Source organism: Bifidobacterium sp., assembly GCF_022640935.1.
Classification (GTDB): Bacteria; Actinomycetota; Actinomycetes; order Actinomycetales; family Bifidobacteriaceae; genus Bifidobacterium.
This window is the reverse complement of sequence record NZ_JALCCV010000020.1, coordinates 1-20,977: the sequence shown is the minus strand read 5'-3', so window position 1 is coordinate 20,977 and position 20,977 is coordinate 1. Positions and strand designations below refer to the sequence as shown.

At 53.5% G+C, this 20,977-nt stretch carries 14 protein-coding genes, 1 tRNA gene and 2 pseudogenes; 8 read left to right on the top strand and 9 right to left on the bottom strand.

Annotated features, from left to right (window positions below):
* Positions 1-26: 26 nt before the first annotated feature.
* A complete protein-coding gene (locus tag LKG04_RS06010) occupies positions 27-1,955 on the top strand; it encodes a DUF5696 domain-containing protein (protein ID WP_291761107.1) in 1,929 nt (642 codons plus the stop codon).
* 142 nt (positions 1,956-2,097) lie between these two features.
* Here LKG04_RS06010 and LKG04_RS06005 read toward each other — a convergent pair whose 3' ends face one another.
* Positions 2,098-3,732, bottom strand: coding sequence for a peptide ABC transporter substrate-binding protein (locus LKG04_RS06005; protein WP_291761105.1), 1,635 nt, complete (start codon positions 3,730-3,732; stop codon positions 2,098-2,100).
* 241 nt (positions 3,733-3,973) lie between these two features.
* Between LKG04_RS06005 and LKG04_RS06000 the strand changes: the two genes are divergently transcribed.
* On the top strand, positions 3,974-5,470 hold the full coding sequence (locus LKG04_RS06000; protein ID WP_291761102.1) for a Sapep family Mn(2+)-dependent dipeptidase: 1,497 nt from the start codon (positions 3,974-3,976) through the stop codon (positions 5,468-5,470).
* Positions 5,471-5,539: 69 nt separating this feature from the next.
* Positions 5,540-5,611, top strand: a tRNA-Lys gene (locus LKG04_RS05995).
* Between the two features lie 260 nt (positions 5,612-5,871).
* Here LKG04_RS05995 and LKG04_RS05990 read toward each other — a convergent pair.
* Positions 5,872-6,087, bottom strand: coding sequence for a hypothetical protein (locus LKG04_RS05990; protein ID WP_291761100.1), 216 nt, complete (start codon positions 6,085-6,087; stop codon positions 5,872-5,874).
* Between the two features lie 71 nt (positions 6,088-6,158).
* Between LKG04_RS05990 and LKG04_RS05985 the strand changes: the two are divergent.
* Together LKG04_RS05985 and LKG04_RS05980 are read left to right on the top strand one after the other, a co-directional pair.
* A pseudogene (locus LKG04_RS05985) lies at positions 6,159-6,555 on the top strand (transposase); the annotation flags it as partial.
* Between the two features lie 259 nt (positions 6,556-6,814).
* Positions 6,815-8,350 (top strand): DNA cytosine methyltransferase, encoded by a 1,536-nt coding sequence (locus tag LKG04_RS05980; RefSeq protein WP_291761098.1) that lies wholly within the window; start codon positions 6,815-6,817, stop codon positions 8,348-8,350.
* A gap of 95 nt (positions 8,351-8,445) precedes the next feature.
* Here LKG04_RS05980 and LKG04_RS05975 read toward each other — a convergent pair whose 3' ends face one another.
* From LKG04_RS05975 to istA, 6 genes and pseudogenes are all read right to left on the bottom strand, one after another.
* Positions 8,446-10,584: an AIPR family protein gene (locus LKG04_RS05975; protein WP_291761096.1), complete on the bottom strand. Its 2,139-nt coding sequence runs from the start codon at positions 10,582-10,584 to the stop codon at positions 8,446-8,448.
* Positions 10,581-11,582 carry a PD-(D/E)XK motif protein gene (locus tag LKG04_RS05970; RefSeq protein ID WP_291761095.1) on the bottom strand — a complete coding sequence of 334 codons (1,002 nt, stop codon included), beginning with the start codon at positions 11,580-11,582 and terminating at the stop codon, positions 10,581-10,583. Before LKG04_RS05970 ends, LKG04_RS05975 begins: the two co-directional genes overlap by 4 nt.
* On the bottom strand, positions 11,579-14,353 hold the full coding sequence (locus LKG04_RS05965; RefSeq protein WP_291761092.1) for a Z1 domain-containing protein: 2,775 nt from the start codon (positions 14,351-14,353) through the stop codon (positions 11,579-11,581). The genes LKG04_RS05970 and LKG04_RS05965 overlap by 4 nt, the downstream gene beginning before the upstream one ends.
* Positions 14,343-15,830: an ATP-binding protein gene (locus LKG04_RS05960; RefSeq protein ID WP_291761089.1), complete on the bottom strand. Its 1,488-nt coding sequence runs from the start codon at positions 15,828-15,830 to the stop codon at positions 14,343-14,345. The genes LKG04_RS05965 and LKG04_RS05960 overlap by 11 nt, the downstream gene beginning before the upstream one ends.
* Before the next feature lie 236 nt (positions 15,831-16,066).
* Positions 16,067-16,453, bottom strand: a complete 387-nt coding sequence (locus LKG04_RS05955; RefSeq protein ID WP_291761086.1) for a transposase — start codon at positions 16,451-16,453, stop codon at positions 16,067-16,069.
* A gap of 70 nt (positions 16,454-16,523) precedes the next feature.
* A pseudogene (istA, locus tag LKG04_RS05950) lies at positions 16,524-17,149 on the bottom strand (IS21 family transposase); the annotation flags it as partial.
* A gap of 202 nt (positions 17,150-17,351) precedes the next feature.
* On the opposite strand from istA, the gene LKG04_RS05945 reads away from it, so the two are divergent.
* A complete protein-coding gene (locus LKG04_RS05945; RefSeq protein ID WP_291761084.1) occupies positions 17,352-17,507 on the top strand; it encodes a hypothetical protein in 156 nt (51 codons plus the stop codon).
* Between the two features lie 82 nt (positions 17,508-17,589).
* Here LKG04_RS05945 and LKG04_RS05940 read toward each other — a convergent pair whose 3' ends face one another.
* Positions 17,590-18,072, bottom strand: a complete 483-nt coding sequence (locus LKG04_RS05940) for a helix-turn-helix domain-containing protein (protein WP_291761083.1) — start codon at positions 18,070-18,072, stop codon at positions 17,590-17,592.
* Between the two features lie 295 nt (positions 18,073-18,367).
* Between LKG04_RS05940 and LKG04_RS05935 the strand changes: the two genes are divergently transcribed.
* Together LKG04_RS05935 and LKG04_RS05930 are read left to right on the top strand one after the other, a co-directional pair.
* Complete coding sequence (locus tag LKG04_RS05935; protein WP_291761081.1) at positions 18,368-19,453, top strand: phosphotransferase enzyme family protein; 1,086 nt, start codon at positions 18,368-18,370, stop codon at positions 19,451-19,453.
* Positions 19,450-20,977 (top strand): galactose-1-phosphate uridylyltransferase (locus LKG04_RS05930; protein ID WP_291763403.1); only part of this gene is annotated, 1,528 nt, incomplete at its 3' end. The genes LKG04_RS05935 and LKG04_RS05930, both read left to right, overlap by 4 nt.

Here is a 20,977-nt window from a genome sequence, read left to right as displayed (position 1 = left end):
AAGAACCGCAAGAGGAAGGCGCTGCTTTGAAATGTGATTGTTCCGGGACCACAGTGCTGTTCAACACCGACACGCTGTCGTTCACGTTTATCAGAGACAACGCCGAGTGGCAGTCGGGAGCAGGAAGGACCGAAGAAGCCGATTCCGCCGGAACCGGCTCCTCGCCGCGGCTGATCTGCAAGGAGGGGCAGTACGCTTTCCAGGACGCAGCGTCGATCCATCATGAGATCCGCGAGACCGGGACGGGAATAGGCGTATACAGCACCTTCTCCGGCTTCGAAGGCGCAGCGTATACATTCAGTACGTACATTTGGATCGAGCGGGCCTCGGGCGATGTGATATGCGAGTGGATACCGCGCGACGAGGGCGGATTGCATGTGACCCGTGTGCTGTGGCCGGGTGAATTCGCATTCGACGATGGCAGCTCGGAGTCCTGTTCGCTGCTCACCCATCAGCAGGGTGTAATGCTGCCGAACGATTGGCCGATGCCGGTGGGCAATGCGGATATCGCCTTCAGCGGTCGCTTCTGCATGGCGGGCGGCTACATGCCATGGTTCGCGCAAATACGGAAACCGGGCCCGCAAAGTGCCTGCGCAGGGTATATCGCCATCTGCGAGACACCTTGGGACGCCGGGTATCAGATCGAGCATCCGGCGCACGGGCCCTACACCCATATGGGCATGCGGTTCGAACCCAGTCTGGGGCGGATGGCGTATAGGCGCAGGGTGCGGTATCGCTTCCTGTCGGATTGCGACCACACCGCCGTGTGCAAAGCGTATCGCGAATATGTCAATGGACGCGGACGATTGCGGACGCTGCGTGAGAAGGCTGTGCGCAACCCCGCCGTGCGCGATCTGATCGGCAGCTCCTGGGTGCATGTCGGCATCAAGTCGGACGTGCAGCCCGAATCGTCGTTTTACGACCATGACGACCCCGAAGCGAATCGGACGCTTGTGACCTTCGCGCAACGCGAGGAGCAGATCAAAGCGCTGCACGCGATGGGCGCGAGGAAACTTTATCTGCATCTTGACGGTTGGGGGGAGCCTGGCTACGACAACAGGCATCCCGATTATCTGCCGGCGTGCGCTGAAGCGGGCGGCTGGAACGGCATACGCTCGCTGATCGAGACCTGCCACGGCTACGGCTACATGTTCGGCATCCATGATCAATACCGCGACTATTATTACGCCGCGCGGACATTCGATGAACGCAATGCCGTGCATTTGCCCGACGGCTCGATTCCGGTCTCCTCGCGTTGGGCCGGCGGCAAGCAGACATTCCTATGCGCGCAGCTCGCACCGGATTATGTGCGGCGCAACTATGCCGAGCTGCGGCGCAACGGCATCGATCTCGACTGCGCCTACCTGGACGTGTTCACATGCAATGAGGGCGACGAGTGCGCTGACCCCGACCACAGGATGACCCGCCGCGAATGCTACGAACGGCGCAATGAGTGCTTCGAGCATCTGCTTGCGCACGGCATCCTCCCAAGTTCCGAAGAGGTCTCGGACTGGGCGGTCCCCAGTCTCGTCTTTTGCCACTACGCGCCTTACGATTTCCAGATGAGAGAGCCAGGCGGGCCGCGCCAAGGCATACCTGTGCCGCTGTACAACCTCGTCTACCATGATTGCGTGATCCAGCCGTGGATGATGGAGGATCACGGGGACGCCGACGACTACATGCTCTACGCTCTGCTCAATGGCGGCGCGCCGTATCTGGTGCGCGAAGGGCCCGCCGCCGGCGTCGACGGCATTACAGACGACATGGCGCACGCCACGACGGGGCATGATCTGGAACGCTGCGCCGTGGTCAGCGCTTTCCACGAGCGCGTCGGCATGCTGGAGCTGGCGCGGCATGAATTCGTCGGTGGTGATCCGCATATCCAGCGCTCTGTGTTTGCTGATGGCACTAGTGTGACATGCGATTTCCGCACACAGACGTACCAGGTCGACTAGCGCGGATCAGGCGAGGCTGCCACGATCCGGCCTGTAACCCGTTGCGCGAATCGGCCGCGAACCCTTTCCATAGGATTCGCGGCCGATTCGCGCAACGGACTGAATTCGCAGGCGACGCTGCGTCCTTTAGCTCATGGACGCCCTATTGCTTTTCGACGAAGGGCAGTACCGGGCTGCCGCCCCAGTCGAATTCGAGCGAAGAGATATCCTTCGTGGTCACTGCCACGGCGTTGACGTTGTACAGCGGCATGGACGGCAGGTCCCGCAACAGTATTTCCTCAGCCTGCTGATAGAGCTTGTTCGCCGCTTCCGTGCTGGAGGCCTTGGCCGCCTGCGTGAGAAGCGTGTCGAACTCGGGATTGCGATAATCGCCGAAGTTCGAGCCGGTGTTGGCGGCGTCCGTCGAATATATGGGTTTCAGATAATTCTCGATCGATGGGTAATCCGGTCCCCAATTGTCGTGGAACGCAGCGGTCAGCTTGCCAGCGCTTCCGGCAGTGAGATACTCCTGCTTGGTCGGCATGCCGTTCGCTATCGCCTTGATGCCCAGCGTGTTCTTGATCTGATTGGCGACTGCGTTGTACACGTCCCTGAAGTTAGGGCCATCGGCATTGTACGAGATCTCGAATTCGCCGCTCCATGGGCTTATGGCGTTGGCCTGCGCCCACAGCTGCTTGGCCTTTGCGGCATTGTATTCGAGCACGTCGCCGCCCTTGAGCGAATCAGAGTAGCCGTTGATCACCGGCGCGGAAAAGTCCTTGGACGGTGTCGCGGCGCCGTGAAGCACCTTCTCGGTGATCTGCTTGCGGTTGATGGACATGGATATCGCCGCGCGGCGCAGCCTGCCCTCCTCGCCGGTGAAATGCGCATACTTCTGCGAAATGCCGAGCGCAACGCGCGCCCCGCCGGGCTTGCTGTATCCCTTCACTGTGTTGTCGGTGAGGAATGTGGAAATGGCCGCAGTCGGGATGTTGGTCGATACATCCAGATTGCCGGCCTGCACATCGGCGTATTGGGCCTGCGGATCGGTATAAATCTTGTAGGTGATGCCATCGTTTTTGGCCTTGTAATAGCCGTGGTAATCAGGATTGCGCACCACGTCGATCTCCCGGCTGTGGTCCCAGGACTTGAATTTGTACGGGCCGTTGCCTATGGGCTTTTCGCCGAATCCCTTGGGATCCTTGAAGAATGCCTCCGGCATCGGGTAAAAGCCCATATAGGTGAGCATGGTGGGGAAGATGGATGTCGGGCTGTTGAGTTCCACCGTGAAATGCGAGTCGCTGATGACCTTTAGCCCTGAGAGCTGCTCATCGCCCGATATACCCGACTTCTGCAGCGCATCGTATCCCTTGATGATGGAGAAGAATCCGGCATTCTTCTGGGCGTTCGTGGCATTCGCGGTGTAGCTCCACGCCTTGGTGAAGCTTTGCGCCGTGACCGGCGTGCCGTCGGTAAACTTCCATCCCTTTTTCAATGTGATGTCGAATAGGGTGTTATCGCTGTTAGGCGTGATTTTGTCGGCGACCTCGTTGATCAGCGTGCCGTCGGCCTTTGTCGTCACCAATCCTGTCCACAGCACATGGCTGATGACGATGCCGCCGCCGGACTCGTTGGTGTTGCCGGGCACAAGCGGGTTTGCGGGTTCCCCGCTGCCGAAGGTGATGATTTTCGGTGCGGAAGCGTCCCCGGATCCTGATCCTGGGCTTCCGCAGCCGCTCAAAAGCAGCAGGATGGGAAGAACTGCTGCTGCTGCTATGTGCGTTAATGGTTTTTTCATACGCCTGCTTCTCCTATTTGGTGCGAGTGCGGTCCAGCGGTGATGTACATGGGTGAATGGTGCGTTACGCGTCCGCGTGGCTATCGCGCACATATTCCACACTAGCTGTCGGGAAGAGGGAAAGATTAAGGCGCTAAACACTTCGAAACTTTGGGTTAACATAGGGGACAGCACTGGAAACATGGGCAAGGGAGCATAGAACAAGTATTCGTTTCCTCTTGGCACTAGGAGTGTGTGGCCCATGCTGAATCCCACAGAAGTGGATCTCGTAGCGAAGGCGTTGGCGTGGTTCGATTCGCATCGGGGCGAATACGTGGAGGATCTGAAGCGTTGGATACGCATCCCGTCAGTGTCGGATGTCAGTCAGGCTGCGCAAGGAGCGCCCTACGGGCCGGGAGTGTCGGCCATGTTCGAAGAGATAGCCGATACTGCGCAAGCATATGGTTTCCAGTCGCGCAATCATGAAGGATATGCGATGTCCGTCTTCGCGCGCGACGTCCAATGGCCGTTGAGCAAGGATATCGCCGTTCTTTCGCATGCTGATGTGGTTCCTGCCGGTCCGGGGTGGCTGTCCGACCCCTTCGATCCCTATGAGCGTGAGGGGTATGTCGTGGGCCGCGGTGCGCGCGACGATAAGGCGATGTGCGTGCTGGGCATGTTCCTGCTGCGTTTCTTCGATGATGAAAGGCTTGCGTTCTCCCATCCGCTACGGCTGATGTACGGGGGCGCGGAGGAAACCGGGCTGCACGACATGGAGCATTATGTGGCGGCGCATGGGGCGCCATATCGAACGGTGGTCACGGATTGCGCATTTCCGGTGAATTATGCGCAGAAGGGCGAGGTCGTCGTCACCGCAGCGCTGCCGCTTCCCGAACACGTCGAATCCATTCGCGCAGGCGTCGCGCCGAATGCGGTAGCAGGAGAAGCCGTGCTGGCGCTCAGCGACGTCGACGGCGAGCGATTGCGTTCAGCGCTGTCGGGCGCTGACACGGCGGGTGGGTCATTCGAGTTCTCGGTTGAAGCGGATGGCGGCGTGAGTATCAAAGCTGTCGGTCGCTCGGCGCATGCGGCCGGCCCGCAGGATGGGTTGAACGCCATGCATGTGCTCGCTGCCATGCTCGGCACGCAGGAGTGCGCGGCGATTATCGGCAATGACGCCGTGGACCTGCTCAAAACCATCGATTCCTGGACTGTGCCGCAGTTCGGTGAAGGATTCGGCTTCGCCTGCGAGGATGCCGAGTCCGGCCGTACGACGTGCAACCTAGGCATAGTGAAAACGAGCGAGGGCACGGTGCAAGTCACCTACGACATCCGCTTTGCGATAAGTCAAAACGCTCAGGATGTCGTCGACGCGATCACCGCGAAGGTCGCGGACGCGGGCGGTGAATTGACCAGCCTTGAGGTGGGAGACCCCTATTATCTGCCCCGGGACGATTACCAAGTGACCACACTCGTCGAGGCGTATAACGACGTGTTCGGTGTGCCTGCAGAGCCTTTTGCGATCGGCGGCGGCACGCATTCGCGCGTGGTCCCTGACTCGATCAATTTCGGGCCGTGTTTCCCTGAGGATCCGGAGCTAGTGGCGATGGGCAAAGTGAAGCCGCCGCCTGATTTCGTGAAGGACGGCGGGGCGCATGGCGCCAACGAGACCGTTTCTGTGGATGATTTCCGCGAGGCCTTCCCGATTTTCGTGATCGGCTTGCTTCGCTTGGACGCTGCGTTGAAGGCGCATGAATGACCGTGATTCACGCGGCACCCACCGTCGGTTTGGCACTATCAAGGAGTCGGGGTATACTTTTGAGCCGTTGCCCCTTTAGCTCAATGGTAGAGCAGCGTCCTTTTAAGTCGTGGGTTGTCGGTTCGAGTCCGACAGGGGGCACTATAAAGGCCTTATTCGAACCCGTCTCACTGAGTTGTTTGGTGAGTGGGTTTTGTGTTAAGTAAAAAAGGGGCCTAGGGTAAGGTCCTTTCGACGGAGCTCAAGGACCAGAGACGATCGGTGGTTGACTTGTCGAGGCTACCTTTACACGAGCTCCTCCTTAGGTCGTTTCGAAAGGGTCTAAGGGCCGGAACAGAAGCTCACGGCTCAAGGAACTGGATGCGACACGCCTGCATTATGCCTGTCTCTTAGAGTTTCGATTATTCCAGTTCGATGGTGCCATCGCAGGCTTTGGCAACATGGTCGGAGCGGGTGGCGATGATGACGACGCCACTGTGGCCGGCTATGTCATGCAGGGAATCGATGATCATGCCGGCGTTGGCGTGTTCGAGTAAGCCGATGCAGTTGAGCAGGGTTGATTTGTCTAGTCCCGGCGGGCCGGTCAGCGAGATCAACCGTCCCGGCTTGAACGTCAAGGTCGGGGGACGGCCGAGTCACCAGCCGCACCTTCCACTCAGCCACCGGTGTCGGCATGGATGTCAACTGCGACGTCAAGCCCATCCACGTCGGCCGCTCCATTGCGTTCGAGGCGGCACGCGACGAAATGCTCGAACACCGGGGAACCATGTATCCTGAGATCAGAGGCTTGCGGCCGGACGCGCGGGAGCGGTTCACCCCGTTCTTAGACTACGACATGGAGATCCGCAGGGTCATCTGCTTGATCAACGTGATCGAGAGTCTGACCGCCCGGTTCCGTCGTTCGATCCGGGCACGCGGGCACTTCCCCAACGAACAGGTCGCATTGCAATGTCTCCATCCGGCCGTGCGCTCGCTGAACCCTGCGGGCAAAAGCGCAGGTACGATGGGTGAACAAAAGGAAACCGGCATTGAATGCGTTCGCTTATTCCTTCGTTAACCGCCGGTCTGACAGCAAGGATCAATAATGAAAAACACCAGTTACACACTTACTGAGCCAGTCTCCCGGAAATTACACAGCACAACGGAAGGTTGAGAAGGATGACAGGGTCCGTAATTATGGGGGATGTTGCTTTTCGTCTGTGGCATGACTCGAGAGAAGGTGCTAGCCTGGCATAGTCAGTGTCTATGAGGTTATCGTTTTACGGCCATAATCTCCAAAACGCAGTTCATTGGGCAAGTTCATGTCTGATGAATGCTTGAGTAACAGCAATTGGGGGGAATAGAGTGTCTCCGATTCCGATCATCGACCTTTTCGCTGGTCCCGGCGGTTTGGGAGAAGGGTTCTCTTCACTACGTGATGACAAGGGTGAACCTGTATTTCAAATTTCAATGTCCATTGAGATGGAGACCAATGCACACGATACTTTGCGTCTGCGCTCATTTGTACGGAAGATTATGAGAGCGGGTGGAAAGCTGCCGAAGGACTATCTAGATTATTTGAGGTCCCCATCAGCCGAAAACTTGATAAAGATGCAGAACCGGCATCCCAAGGAGTGGAGCGCAGCCAATAGTGAAGCGATACAGGCAACTCTGGTGGAGGGCGATGATACTTGGGTTAACAAAGCAAAAGAGAGGCTGGGCGACTATAATGGGCCTCTTGTACTTATTGGAGGTCCACCGTGCCAAGCATATTCTTTGGTTGGCAGAGCTCGCCGAACTAGGAATAAAAAAAAGCTTGATGAAGACGTGAAACAAACACTTTACAAATGCTATTTACGTTTTATTGAGGTGTTGCACCCGACAGTGTTTGTTATGGAAAACGTCAAAGGTATTCTTTCTGCAAAGCATGATAGCCAAGGCGTGTTCCCTTTGATTGAACGTGATATGCGCGGTGATGGCTACACGCTTCACTCACTCGTCGTGGAAAATCCTAGTTCATCAAAAGATTATGTTGTGCACGCAGAACACTATGGAATACCTCAAGCTCGGCATCGTGTGATACTACTCGGAGTTCGAAATGATTTTGAACTTGATCGTGGGAAACCAAGTCTATTGACTCAACACCCTGAAATGACAGTTAAGCAGGCACTTTCAGGCATTCCCAAGGTAAGGAGCGGGTTCACAAGGCGAAACAAACCAGATTGCGATTGGGCTGAATTCATTAGGAACTCGGCGAAAATGATTTTGTCCACACCGGAAGGAAGCTCTCTCGAGAGTCAACTCCAGCCTGTACTCAATGCTGCTTTACCTGCTTCCCAAGAAGCCCAGCAAGTGGAAAAGGACGAATTAGGCGTTTACAAAGGCTGGTTCAGAGGAAGACTTACAAGCGAGAAAGTGCTCGCAAATCATAAAGCGCGTAATCACATGTCTTCAGATTTGGAGAGATATCTGTTTTGTGCTGCCTATGCGGCTAAGTATCATAAACCGGCCAAACTGTATGATTTTCCTATTGCATTGTTGCCTGATCACAAGAACGCGCAGGCAGCGGCATCTGGGGAATCTGTTATTTTTGCCGATAGATTTAGAGTCCAGTTACCGGATCGATGCTCCACGACAGTCACTTCTCATATTTGTAAGGACGGTCATTATTTTATTCATCCCGATTGCACTCAATGCCGTAGTCTAACCGTTCGAGAAGCTGCTCGTTTGCAAACATTTCCTGATGACTATTATTTCGTGGGGAATCGCACAGCGCAATATCAGCAAGTTGGCAATGCTGTTCCTCCCCTTCTCGCAGAACAGATCGCGAAGGTGGTCGCGACTTATCTTGGAAACGATGTTGTTGGCTATTTTGATTCAGTCAAGTATGACTCTGAGTAGGAACGCAAAACACAGGATAGGCTGACGTCCCATGCCGAGCGTCTTGCGGCATGACCCCCTTCACAGCAAAGATGCAGTTTATTCAACGAACTCCATCAACGGGATTCGAGAGTAGCTATTGGGAAGCCACTTTGAGCTGCTATATCAACAAGATGGTTGAGGGCATTAATATTCAGTTCTCCAGGAATCCCAGATATAAGTTGCGCCAATGATACGGATGCCTTGGGGCTCAGAATGTGATGTTCATGGGCGAAGATATACAAGGATCTACAGGCATCAGCCGATACTAGTGACCAATCTGGCACATTATTGCCCTCTGTAAATTCTGAGTCTGTTTCAAATAAAGTTGAATCCGTTGAATCAGTGCCTCGATTCTGCGCATCAAGTGTGGGTAGTTCTTCATGCAACGATTCTTCATAGGACGAAGAGATCTTTCCTGAGTTTAGGCAATTTGGCTTGAGTTGCAAAGCATGCCAACAGGCATCTTTCTTGGCCCATTCACTGACATTCTGCGTTGACCGACTCGGATTATTGAGTACTTCGCTGGCCTGCTCCGCAGCCTTGAGCAGGCAGTCGAGAGTCATTGCATCAATCGCCTGTGCACGCCACACCGAGTCGAAGTCAAACGATAATGCTGAACGTTGGAGATCGAAAGAGAATTTTGATACTGCATATTCAGAGATGTTCGCTTGGTATGCGCCTTTGTACCAAGCCGTTGTTCTTATGGACTTGTAAACAGTATCGAAAATGATGCGCTTACAAACCAACTGTTTGTAAAAGTCTGTATTCAATGATTCGACGCTGTTTTTCCCCTTTTTTGACTCGAGGGAGACAAATTTAGCGAAACACTTCTGCGACCCTAAACTTGCAATTTCTGGTTTGCAATCCCAACATATCAAGTATTTGGGTGCGTCGATCATTTTGATGCGTTGCTTACTCGGATTTAGTTTTTCGAATCTTCTGCGATCTGCAGTATCGCGTCTGTTTTTTTCACTGTCGTATTGGCCGCGAGTGCGCTCATAATACCAATGCGTTTGGGTAGCTTCAGGAAGGGGAGGAGTGAGTATCTGCTGCGACAGCTGCGATAGTTTTACCTGATATTCGCTGTTTGAAGAGAAATCTGTTTCAGCGACCTTATTCTGACTATTGGTGTATCGAGAAATGAATGGCACAAGCTCTCGTGCCACGTCTTCACGGACAACAACAAGTTTGACGGGTATAACAACTTTGGACAGGTCAATGTTGTCCTTGAGCTGGCTGTAAAAAATGGAAGCGGTGGTTTGGCCTCCATTTACGAGTTGAAGATCTTGAATCGAAGTAATACAGCCATTTTCGTTTACATCGACTTTGCTTGCTGTCGCAGTTAATCCATTGTTGTACGCGACGAATCGTTCAGGCTCACTTCCAAGGGTATTGCGAATACCGCGGTTAACCTTCCCGCGTAGTGACAGAAACGAACGAACATTTGCCTCCATAAGCTTGGAGCCGTGCTTTTTATACCAACCAGCAAGCGTTTGTCCTGACAAAAACAACAAATATGTATCCATGCTGTTCTGAGAATCAGGAGCCTTGACAGCTGCAATTCCTTTCGGTCCCAGCGACACTGTCAGATGTTCAAGAGGCACTGCCGCTTCGGCGGATTCCATGAAGTGACGAAGATCCCAAACATGGGCTTCAAGGCTAACTCTGTGCCCGTCATCATCAGTGGAATAGAAGTCGGTGGGATCTTTTATCGATGAGTCTCTTCCTGTGTAAACGCGGTCCGTGATGAAGTACAGGCGAAAGCGTGTTATATCTGCTCGATGCTCTTTGATATATGAAGCGAATCCGTATGCCGCACCACTCTCTTCGCCTTGTTCCAAAAATGACCCCTCCCAAGCGGAGATGATATATCTACGCATTGCGTTGATATATCTGTGGCATTCCTTTGCTTGAATCGTTGGAGCACCGTTGCCCATTCTCATTGAGAAATCATCATCACAAGCCATGACAACAATTGATTCATCCATTTCAAAAGCGGATTGATCGTAACCGTCGATCGCCATGAATCTGCTTGTGCCCTCTCCATATCGGTATCCTGGTTCGATTGGAATATAGTCAGCAATAGCTTCACTATCTCGCAACATTTCACATGCAACTTGAAAGAACGCGTCCTGATCGAGAATGCTGTCTGCTGCTGCCTTCTCTTGGACTGTACGCACGAATTCCTGCCGGTAGTCGGTAAGTTCCATCATCCCTCCGTAAAATCCAGCACAGATAAGTCAATGCGAGTAATAAATGGTGCTACAGCGCTTTGTTCTATGCTGTACGTTAACTCTGACACTCCAGGGGGAACTACCGAAGTAGAAATATGTGGAAAGTTGTTTGCAACGGCATAGACTGTGACTTTACCAATTTCAAACAAGGTCTGTGCAGATACGTCGGAATATAGGCTTATTCCCAATGAAGACAGCCCGTTGTCGATACAAGTGCTAACAAGAGCAGGATCGTCCGCATGCAAACGTAACTCATCAACAAGTTGGGGTAGCGTAAGCAACGTGTCCTTTGCGGAACTAAACGATTCAAGAACAACCGTAACAAGTTGAATTGTTTTTTCAGCCGGGTCCAGTTGTTCAGGTGATGAAATCTGGATTCGGTTGGTTGATTTGTGAAGTGACTTAACTTCCCAATAACTATTATCTTGGTCGAACGAGAAATCTTGTGGCATTGAATATGGACCAGACCACGCTTCACAAACTGATTCGATAGATTTTCCAGTGCATTTCACGATTTCGAGAGCAGCAACGAGTTCTCCAAATATGCCCCGCAATGTCGTCATTATGTCCGATTGACGAATGGTTTTCAAAAGACGCTGCCATTGGTCGAGAGTTGCGTAGATTTGCCGCAACGACGCCTTTTTGGTGGGGGAAACTTTGATTCGTTCAACAAATGCCAAACAGATTTCAGCGAATGCATGTAGGAGACTCCAGTCCTGCAAGATAAAAGTTAAGGACCAGTCTTCTCCAACTGTGGATTGGCGTCTACCTATACGCACGTCCACTGCTTCTAATGTAGAGATGAGTCGCGGCTGTTCCCCAGAGAGCAGCATGATATAGGGCTGGTTTTCCGTAGTACATCCAATGACCACAGGAAGATTAAGATCGATATCAAGCTCTGTGTTTGCCTTGCCTGCGTGTTCCGACAGTCTGCGCCACATTGCTTCAACAGTGCTCACATCAAGTTCAGATGTCATTCTTCATCGCCTTCCTCAGCCTGTTCCCGTAACAATTCATATTGTTGCTTAGTGGCAACGGTGTTGTAGTAGTACACCGCTTTCCCTCGATTTTTTCCATCGTCAAACTCGTCGGCAGGAATTGCGATCTTGACTGCCAACAAGCCATGCCCACTAGTCGGCACCAGATGTGCGTATTTATCGCAATCAAGCTTTATGCTGACCCTGTAGAACATCAACGTCGGATTTACGCCAAAATATTTGGTCAAGTAGTACTGACGCTCTGTGCCGTCATGCTTTTCAATTGGGATAGATGAGACGATAGAAGCAACTTTCACAATGTCGGTTTTACTGGCTAGACGCATTTTCTTACCGTTAATCGCGAATACATCATGATCCTTCTCATAACTGCTTGATCGTATTACTTCTTTCCACGGGAAGGTAACGGAATTGCTCTGTTCTCCATCGCCGTTCATGAAGGCAATATTCCAAGTAATGTCAGGGTTTTCCCTAGTTTGAGTCTTTACATATTCCGCTGCCATTGAAGTTTTTAATTCGATAGGATCCCTGTCGCGATATTGCATCAGAGTTTGGCCAAAGTACTTATCGTTGTAGCCTGATCGGTATTCTGCCATAAAATCTGCAACTGCTTGGCCGGGCACATGTTGAAAGACAACCGTTTTGCCCCGTCGATCATCACTGTGAAGAACTTGACTATCACGATTACAGAAGTTGATCAGTTCAGCAAAAGCTGAATTGTTGCGTTGTATACGGTTCTTGTTTGCGCTGAGACGAATGGACTCTATTATTTCACCGGCGAGGTTGAATTCTGCCAGCTGACCGTTAGTCTCCTGCGCATTCCGCATCTTGCCGTAGTTGGTTATTCGCACTCCTTTGTTCGGATTCTTGCGGATTGCAAGTCCAAACTGTTTGGGCGTCATGCCTTGCCGTTTCATACGTTGCGTAGATTCTTTGAGTTCTTCGACGATCGAGTACGAATATCGGTAATCGGTAATCGATTGTTGAAGCAACCAAATACGCTGGTATTGTGCGTAATCGGGACGATATCCGAACCAGCGCCCCATTTGTAAGAGAGTGTCGGAAGCCGTGACACGTCTGTAGAAGACGCTGCAGATTAAGCCTTCGAGCGTCATTCCACGAGATAGCTGGTCGCCTCCTATGTAAATCGTGCACTCATTTGAAGCCACTTCATGCGGTATCTGATTAGCATCATTCCAAGGACCGGCTTTTGAGTTCACCAAGCGTACTTGAAGGCGGGAGGTCAACAACCTCATTTTTTGTAGCATTTTTTCCCATGTGATCGGATCTGCTGTCTGGTTACTGCCACGGTATTCTTGGTCAAAAACGGTGTGTAAACACTGAATTCTTGGATCTGAATCGTCGGCATGGAACCTAAGCGCATTCGATATGTTTCCGACAAATACCTGGACCATATCTGCAATCTGGCGTTGAACTTCCGTAAATCTAGACATATGGATGAGCATGGATTGCCGTTTTTCTTCCGAATTTGGTCGTAAAACGCAGGCAATAAGAAAATAATCAAGCGCACAGCGGACCTGTGCATCCAATGGCTCCTCAATGTCGAGCAGATGCTCTTCAAAGCGATAGTCTTTTTTATGGTTCAGAGGTAGCCAGTTGTCCAGTTCATCTTCGTCCAGTTGTTTGACACAGCCTTTCTGCTCTGCAGGTGAATCTAGGTCGCCAAAAAGTCTTTTGGCACCAATATAGCTGTAAGGAGTAGGCATGATATGTATGAAATCTTTGGGGAATAGATCTTCTTCGATGCTGTCATCGATAAAGATATTAGCAAATGGTGTTGCCGTCACAGCGACATATGAAGTACGTTGGCTTACCTTGCACAATTTTCTCAGCAAGTCATTTATTCTGGTCGGGGAGTTGTCGTATTTGGCAGAGTTTACAGAGGCATAGTCGCTTTCGTCGTCAATAATAAGAATGGGAATATCCTTCGCAAATTCTGGGTTGTTGAGCCACTTGGTGAATTTGTTAAGTATAGAGGCGTTCTTTTTAATCACTGCAACAAATGAGCTGGGATAATCCCAGCTTGGTCGCGGGAAACTTCTGAAAGCTTTGTCGTATGCCTTCACAAAGTCATCTTCGTTGGTTAACGATAGTGGTGTTTTCGCAGTTCGCTGCAGGTATTCACTAATTCCAACTCGTGTTCTAGGACCCGATAATCCCAAGAAGTCGGAATCTACACGGGTTTGTGTCTGCTGGCGCAAATTTTCATTGTCACTGGTCAGAACGATAACCAGCTTGTATCCGCAATCCACAGCCTTATTCATCAGCGCCAGATATGTACGGGTCTTTCCAGATTGGACATCTCCAAGTACGAGACCTTTGCGGGCGACCGACGGATGATCATGTCGGGGGTCAGATAACAAACTTAAAATGGCGTCGGTTGATTTATCAAGTGGTTGTAATTGCGTCCAATCGGCATTTTCCTTTTCTTGGAGATAGCGATAATACGCATCCCAACGCGGTGTGGACCAATGCTCTGCTTGTTTTAATTCGGGAAGCCATTCTGTCCAAGTTGTTGATGAGTCGGTTAAGGTAATTCCTTCCGGAATTTTTTCGTTAAATAGTTTGCGTAACTCTCTGAAGGTTCTTTCAAATCCGGCAGAATCATTATTCAGATGAAGATAATTGGCGGCTGAACGAAGGGTTTGAGCGATTTGTTCCTCGTCGGGTTTGTTACCCTGTGGGAACCACCGCGTCACCATCTGTACCGCCTCTGACCAGCTACTCATCATTTGCTATCTCCTTAAGAATTGCCTCTCCATTTGGACAAAGCGATAAGGGCTCTTTGTCCTTAAACCGGTCGACGAACTGTTTTGGCGATAATCCAATAACAGTGTTAAACATCCACATTTGCTGTGCATACGTTCTCGCATCTTCGTCGGAAAGCCTGGCACGTATCGACCGTTCATCGATGGCAAATCTGGATTGCATGTCTTCATACGGCAATGTTGCGGAGAGCATTTTGATCACAGTGCTGAAATCTTGTTTTTGCTGAGACGTTAGTGAGATCATAAATGACGAAACATACGGGTTCTGCTGATTGATCTCATAACGGAATAATCCGCCACGTTCCTGTATGACATCCCAGACTGGCGCGTCGGGATCATCACTTGCCTTTCGCCCACGAAACTGCTGGGCCACTCTGCTCGGCTTTGATAATTGGTCGATATAACGCCTCATCACTTCTCTCACGAGCTTAGGGGGTGTGGCGGTGGACTTTTTGATATCCAAAGTCCATTCTGAATCAAGGCTATTCGGAATATCAACACGTACACGACATAACTTTGTGGCCTGCTTACGTGGAAGCATTCGAAACCAGCTACCCCATGTAATCAAACGGTAGGCACGATAAACATAAAAACCCTGAGTATCGGTAAGAGTCTTGCCCTTTTCTTCGCTGATATTCAGCAGTTTCTTGTCGGCAGGACTGAGATGATTCTGATACGGAAGGGTATATCCTCGCAAGGTTGCCCCAGACGTGCCGACTCGCTGTAACGCTGTTGGCTGGACTGCTGGATTAGCGATAAGGAACGGATCTCTTTGGGGAATCTTGAGGCCGTTCACATCAATAGTAATTTGCTGAATGTCATCGTTTGGGTACGGGTAAGTAAAACGGTGAAAGACTAGTGCTAAATAATCTGTAAGATCAAACATGACCTTATCTAGGTCCGCTAACGACGAGCCAGCAGTTGTCTCGAGTTTATCCAGTTTGCGCCAGAGAACGCATGTTCCGTGGTTTGCCATCAGTATGTCACTAACCTTTTTGGGGAGATTGGAGCGGGTCTCAGCATCATTGAGAAGTTCGAGGCTCCATTCGTCGGTGCGAGCAACGGTATCAAGGTCCCAGCGCAGCGTTGTTACAATGCCGTCGCGCACTGTGCAGATTAGTAACGACCTAGCCTGCGATAAAGATGCCGTCTTTAACCCCAACCCAAAACGTCCTAAATCGTGCTGTGAGCGAGCCGATTGGGGATTGTATCCAGCAAGCTGCATCGCATCAATGGCGGTGGCTTCATCCATGCCATTGCCATCGTCAACAATCGCAATGTAAGGTTCTTCACCATGATCGAAGTACTGAATGCTGATATGACGCGCATTAGCGGCGATCGAGTTGTCGATGATATCCGCGATGGCAGTATTTAAAGTGTATCCAACAGAACGCATCGATTCAAGCAAGTTTGGGTTCGGGACGCAAGTCAATTGTTTCATCTGGATGTCCCCCCCTCCGCTTATCTCATCTCGTCAAACTTAGCACTAAGTGTAATGGGAGTAGAGAAATAAGGCGGTTCCATTATTGAAGGATATGAGGTAATTCGCAAACTTACTCAGAATGGCCGTTCCGAATGTGCACCCGAAACGTGCTTCGCTCGTGATCGCACAACCCAGTATTCCTCCGCGCCAATGGATTTTGGGCTCTTCACGTTTTGGTGTGTAAGGGTGTTTGGTTAGAGGTGGATTTGGATGGTTTGTTTGAATCCTCCGGTGTGTAGCAGGCTGCGGGTGATGTAGTTGGAGAGGTTGTGGAATCTGAGGGCGATGCCGCTCAGGGTTTCGAGTCTGCCGTTGATGGCTTCGGTGGGTCCGTTCGCCGGGTGTTCGTGGTCGAAGAAGGCGAGGATGCCGCTCATGCGTTTCTTCAGGGTGCGATCGAGCGTGGCCAGTTCGGGGCATCCGGGGGCGATACCTTTGACGGCGAGTGATTCGATGAGTTCGGCCATCGGGGATTGGCCCTTGCATTTGTCGGTTTGCCGATAGCAGTTGATGATTTTCTGGTCGGCGCCCCCGGTGAGCTTCAACAAGTGGTTGATGGTGTCTGCCAGCAACGCATCCACGCGTATTTTTTTGCCTGTCTGTGCGAAGGCGGGCCGTTTTGAGCAGCGCACGACGGCACCGGTAGAGCGGGTCGTTGTTCCTATGGCCCACGCCCGTGGCGTTATCGAACACCAGCACGTTCGGTACCATACCCATATGAGCGAACACGGGCGTCAGCCCATGACACACGTATTCAGCCGTCTCGCCCGGCAGCGCCGTCACGTAGCGCATGGTTCGAGTACGGCAACGAGACCACCAGGAAATGCAGCACTAGCTCGATTCCCGCGATCACGGCCTTGGCCTGTCCGAAATCCACCTGCGCCGACCCCGGAGCCCATTCAAGCTCGGCGAACCTTGCCGCCTCGCCGCGATGCGAATCGCGCCACCGCTTCACCCACCGCTGCACCGACGAATACTCGCCCGTGAACCCGCACTCAGCAACCAGACGCTCAAGCATGCGGGGCCGTATGCCGCTGCTTACGAGGAAGACGCAAATCGGCCGCCGGCCAGCCATCCACGACCTGCGCATACCCGGCATCCACCAGCGACCGGTTCTTCGCCCGCGCGGGCAGCGGCTTGGGCGACTAATCCTCTTTGCCCGCATATTTGACCACGGTCGTGCGCGAGACCCGCAACTGCCTCGCGATCTCCGCGTGATTCAGGTCAGCCCTTTGAAGCTGCCTGATACGCTGTTGAACACGCATCGGTTTCGTCATTCCTTCCCTCCCGAGAACTATCGAATTGGTAATAGCACTCGGGAATCTATCAGGAATCCAACGACACCGATACCCGCCGACACCGACCAACATGAACGCCACAAACGTTCACAAACCAATGTCAACACCGAACACCAATATTTGACCCGAGACAAACGTCATCCACAACCTCGCACGCATCCGCCAAGGCCTAAAATGGGGCGTGACCACCATGCTCGCCCATGGTGCCTCCGGCTGGCTGAACCTGCTGATGTTCGTGTGCGTGCGGTTGGGCTTCAATATGCTACGGCTCGGTCCCATCGGCATCGTCCTGCTCCTGCGCATCCGTGCCGGGAGTTCGCACGCCGCCGCCAGATGAAAGCCGTACAGACCGAGCGAACCGGTTAGACGCCGAAATACGTCAATGAGAGCACTCCGCTCTACAACTGCAATCTCACACGCTACGTGCAGGCGAGTCGCTGGCATCTGCATCCCTGAGGTCTCATGGCACCTCCTGCACTGATGATGGCGGCACGCGCGTTCAGCCTGCTCACACCAAGCTCCTTGGTGATCTCAGCGAGAGTCAGACCGCTCTCGTAGAGCAGTCGGACCTCCTCCCGCACAGCAGGAGAAAGCGCACGACTGCGCACCGGCTGCCCGGCACTGGTGACGATCTTCCAAACGGTGCCGCGGTAAATGCCGAACCTGCCCGCAATCTCCTTAACCGGCGTCCCGGCGGCATACGCGGCGAGGACTTTTTGACGAGACGGGTAGCTCAAACGAGTTTGAGTTTTGAGCGCACTGTCCACGACATGACCACGAACATCGCTCCGCACAGCCTTCGACGGGCGGGAAAGGATGGCCCGTTCCCCTTGCAATGCCCGGGAAACCAGCGACTTGAGCGCCACCGACTGGTTTGAAAGACTCCTATGCAGGCGCACCATAACAGCCTTATTCGAACCCGTCTCACTGACTTCGTCGGTGGACGGGTTTTTGATTTCGGGGTGGCTGCGATCCCCGTTATTCTGCCGAGAACTGGGTGTTTGCCGACTTGGGCACCGTGAGCGTTTTGGGCTGTTTGAAAGCGTTTTTTGCTCTGAATTCCCTCTCGTTTTTTGTGGTGCTGTGGTAGAGACTGGGTTTTGTTCCTTATCTGGGGGAAAGCAGGGACAAAACCCAGTCCATACCAGATGGCAATGTGTGCCGCGACCCGGACAGCAACCATGGAGGAAGGTTTCTATGACAGGCATCGATGCCACAGTTACCGACATTGCATCCTGCTTCGCACTGGAAGGGACTCTTGAGAGTATCGAACCATACGGCGACGGACATATCAACACCACCTACTTGGCGACCACGAACCGCAGACGCTACATCCTGCAGAGGATGAACACCGAGGTGTTCGCCGATATCGCGAGCCTGATGCGCAACATCGAGCTGGTCACCGATTTCCTGCGCGCGAAGGGGCAGGAAACGCTCGACCTCGTCCCCACCAAGAACGGCGAGCCCTATCTCCAGACGGCGAAGTGCGCGTGGCGGATGTACGCCTTCATCGAGAACACCATATATTACAGCCTGGTGCCGGATGCCCAAGTGTTCCGTGAATCCGGCGCGGCATTCGGTGCATTCCAGAACACCTTGGCCGACTTCGACGCTTCACGACTGACCGAGACGATCGCGCATTTCCATGACACTCCGAAGCGTTTCCTGGATTTCCGGGCCGCTCTCGACGCCGACGTGCATGGCCGGGCTGCTGCGTGCCATGGGCAGATCGATTTCTTCCTAGGCCGCGCCGCGCTGTATCCGGTTATCATGCGCGGTCTGGCCGACGGCTCTATTCCGCTGCGCGTGACGCATAACGACACTAAGCTCAACAACATTCTGATGGATGCCAAAACCCATAAGGCGCGTGCCATCATTGATCTCGACACCGTCATGCCAGGATCCATGCTGTTCGATTTCGGCGATTCGATTCGATTCGGCGCCTCCAGCGCATTGGAGGATGAGCAGGACCTTGACCGGGTGCATTTTAGCAGCGAGCTCTTCCGGTCGTACGCGCAGGGATTCGTGGGCCAGGTGCACGCAAGCATCACTGCGCGCGAGGCCGAGCTGCTGCCGACAGGCGCCATGCTGATGACACTGGAATGCGGCATGCGTTTCTTGACGGATTATCTCGCCGGCGACACTTATTTCGCCATCAAATACCCTGCGCACAATTTGGTGCGTGCGCGTACGCAGATCAAGCTCGTGCAGGAGATGGAGGCTGCATCCAGCGAAACCGACGCGATCGTCAACGAAGTGATGGAGGAGGCTGGCGGGCGATGAACGCTAGGCTGGAGGCTGACGAAGCTAGCCTTGCCCAAGTGTATGCGGCCATCGACGCGCTGGTGCAGTATGCTATGCGGCGGCTGGAGTTGGACGTCCGCGATGCCGACTGGGCGCGCAACCGGATCTTCGAGCTGTTCGGCCTGGAGTCGTATGCGCCGACGGGTGCGACTTCGGACGACTGGCTGCCGGATGAACCGTTGACGCGTCTGTGCGAGGCGGCGGTGAAGACCGGGCTGTGCATGCAGGACGAGCAGGCCGACTATGCCGATGCGGTGATGGGCATCCTGTCGATGCCTCCCGCCGCGCTGCAGAATCGCTTCGGGGATCTGGAACGGGACCGGGGCGGAATGGCAGCGATGCGCTGGCTGTATGACTACTGCGTGGCGAACAATTATGTGAAGCAGGCCGTGCTCGAACGCAATCCGCGTTTTGACGCGCACGGGCTGACCGTTACGATCAACCTCGCCAAGCCGGAGTTCACAACTATGACGAAGGCTGCGGCGAGCAATGCGGTGGCCGGCGGATATCCGCAGTGCACGATCTGCCATGCCAACGAGGGCTTCGCGGGCCGGGCCAGGCGCACCTTGCGCACCGTGCCGGTGCAGCTGGGCGGCGAACCATGGTTCTGGCAGTTCTCGCCATACGGGTATTTCGACCAGCATGGCATCTGCGTGAACATGCGTCACATCCCTATGCGTGTGGATCGAGACACCTTCGGGCACTTGCTCGACTTCGTGGACCGCTTCCCCGGATATTTCCTCGGCTGCAATGCGGCGCTGCCGCGCATCGGCGGCTCGGTGCTCGCCCATGATCATTACCAAGGCGGCGGCGGGACGTTGCCGATGCATCATGCGAAGGCATGGAAAGCCATGTGGTTGCCCGATTGCCCGGATGCGCGCGTTGAAATTCTGGATTGGCCGGGCACCGCGGTGCGCGTCGTATCACGGTCCCGCAGCAGCATCATCGCGATAAGCGAGATCATCAGAGAGGCATGGATCGGCTACACCAACCTCAGCCTCGGCATCGTGTGCGAAGACGGGGATGGCAAACGCTCGGCGCTTTCGCCCAGCGTGATCGTAACAGAGCGCGGTTATGAGATGAGCCTGATCCTGCGCAACAACGGCGTCAGCGCGGCGCTGCCAGAGGGTATTTTCCACGCGCATCCCGAATTCTGGCCGATCAAGCAGGAGCCAATCGGGCTGATTGAAGCGCAAGGTCTTTTTATTCTGCCCGGCCGTCTGATCCGCCAGCTCGGCGAAATCGAAGACGCGCTGGTCTCCGGCGGCGCGCTGCCGCGATCCGTTTGCGAATTCGAATTGGAGTGGCGCGAATTGACGGCCCGGCTCGGCGCGGAACGCGGCGCCGGCCGCGGTCATGACCGCGCGTCCGTCAGGGCAGCCATACGTGACGAGCTTGGCAGCATCTGCGTGAGAATTTTGGGCAACACCGCTGTTTTCAAAGACAAGAGCCGGACCGCGGATTTCCTGCGTGGCTCGGGCTTGTGCGACTGGCCCGAGAAGC

What these genes read in the sequence shown, in the direction of transcription:
- LKG04_RS06005 (WP_291761105.1), bottom strand. Translation starts at nt 3,732, where the DNA reads ATGAAAAAACCATTAACGCACATAGCAGCAGCAGCAGTTCTTCCCATC.
- LKG04_RS06000 (WP_291761102.1), top strand. Translation starts at nt 3,974, where the DNA reads ATGCTGAATCCCACAGAAGTGGATCTCGTAGCGAAGGCGTTGGCGTGG.
- LKG04_RS05975 (WP_291761096.1), bottom strand. Translation starts at nt 10,584, where the DNA reads ATGATGGAACTTACCGACTACCGGCAGGAATTCGTGCGTACAGTCCAA.
- LKG04_RS05970 (WP_291761095.1), bottom strand. Translation starts at nt 11,582, where the DNA reads ATGACATCTGAACTTGATGTGAGCACTGTTGAAGCAATGTGGCGCAGA.
- LKG04_RS05965 (WP_291761092.1), bottom strand. Translation starts at nt 14,353, where the DNA reads ATGATGAGTAGCTGGTCAGAGGCGGTACAGATGGTGACGCGGTGGTTC.
- LKG04_RS05960 (WP_291761089.1), bottom strand. Translation starts at nt 15,830, where the DNA reads ATGAAACAATTGACTTGCGTCCCGAACCCAAACTTGCTTGAATCGATG.
- LKG04_RS05940 (WP_291761083.1), bottom strand. Translation starts at nt 18,072, where the DNA reads ATGGTGCGCCTGCATAGGAGTCTTTCAAACCAGTCGGTGGCGCTCAAG.
- LKG04_RS05935 (WP_291761081.1), top strand. Translation starts at nt 18,368, where the DNA reads ATGACAGGCATCGATGCCACAGTTACCGACATTGCATCCTGCTTCGCA.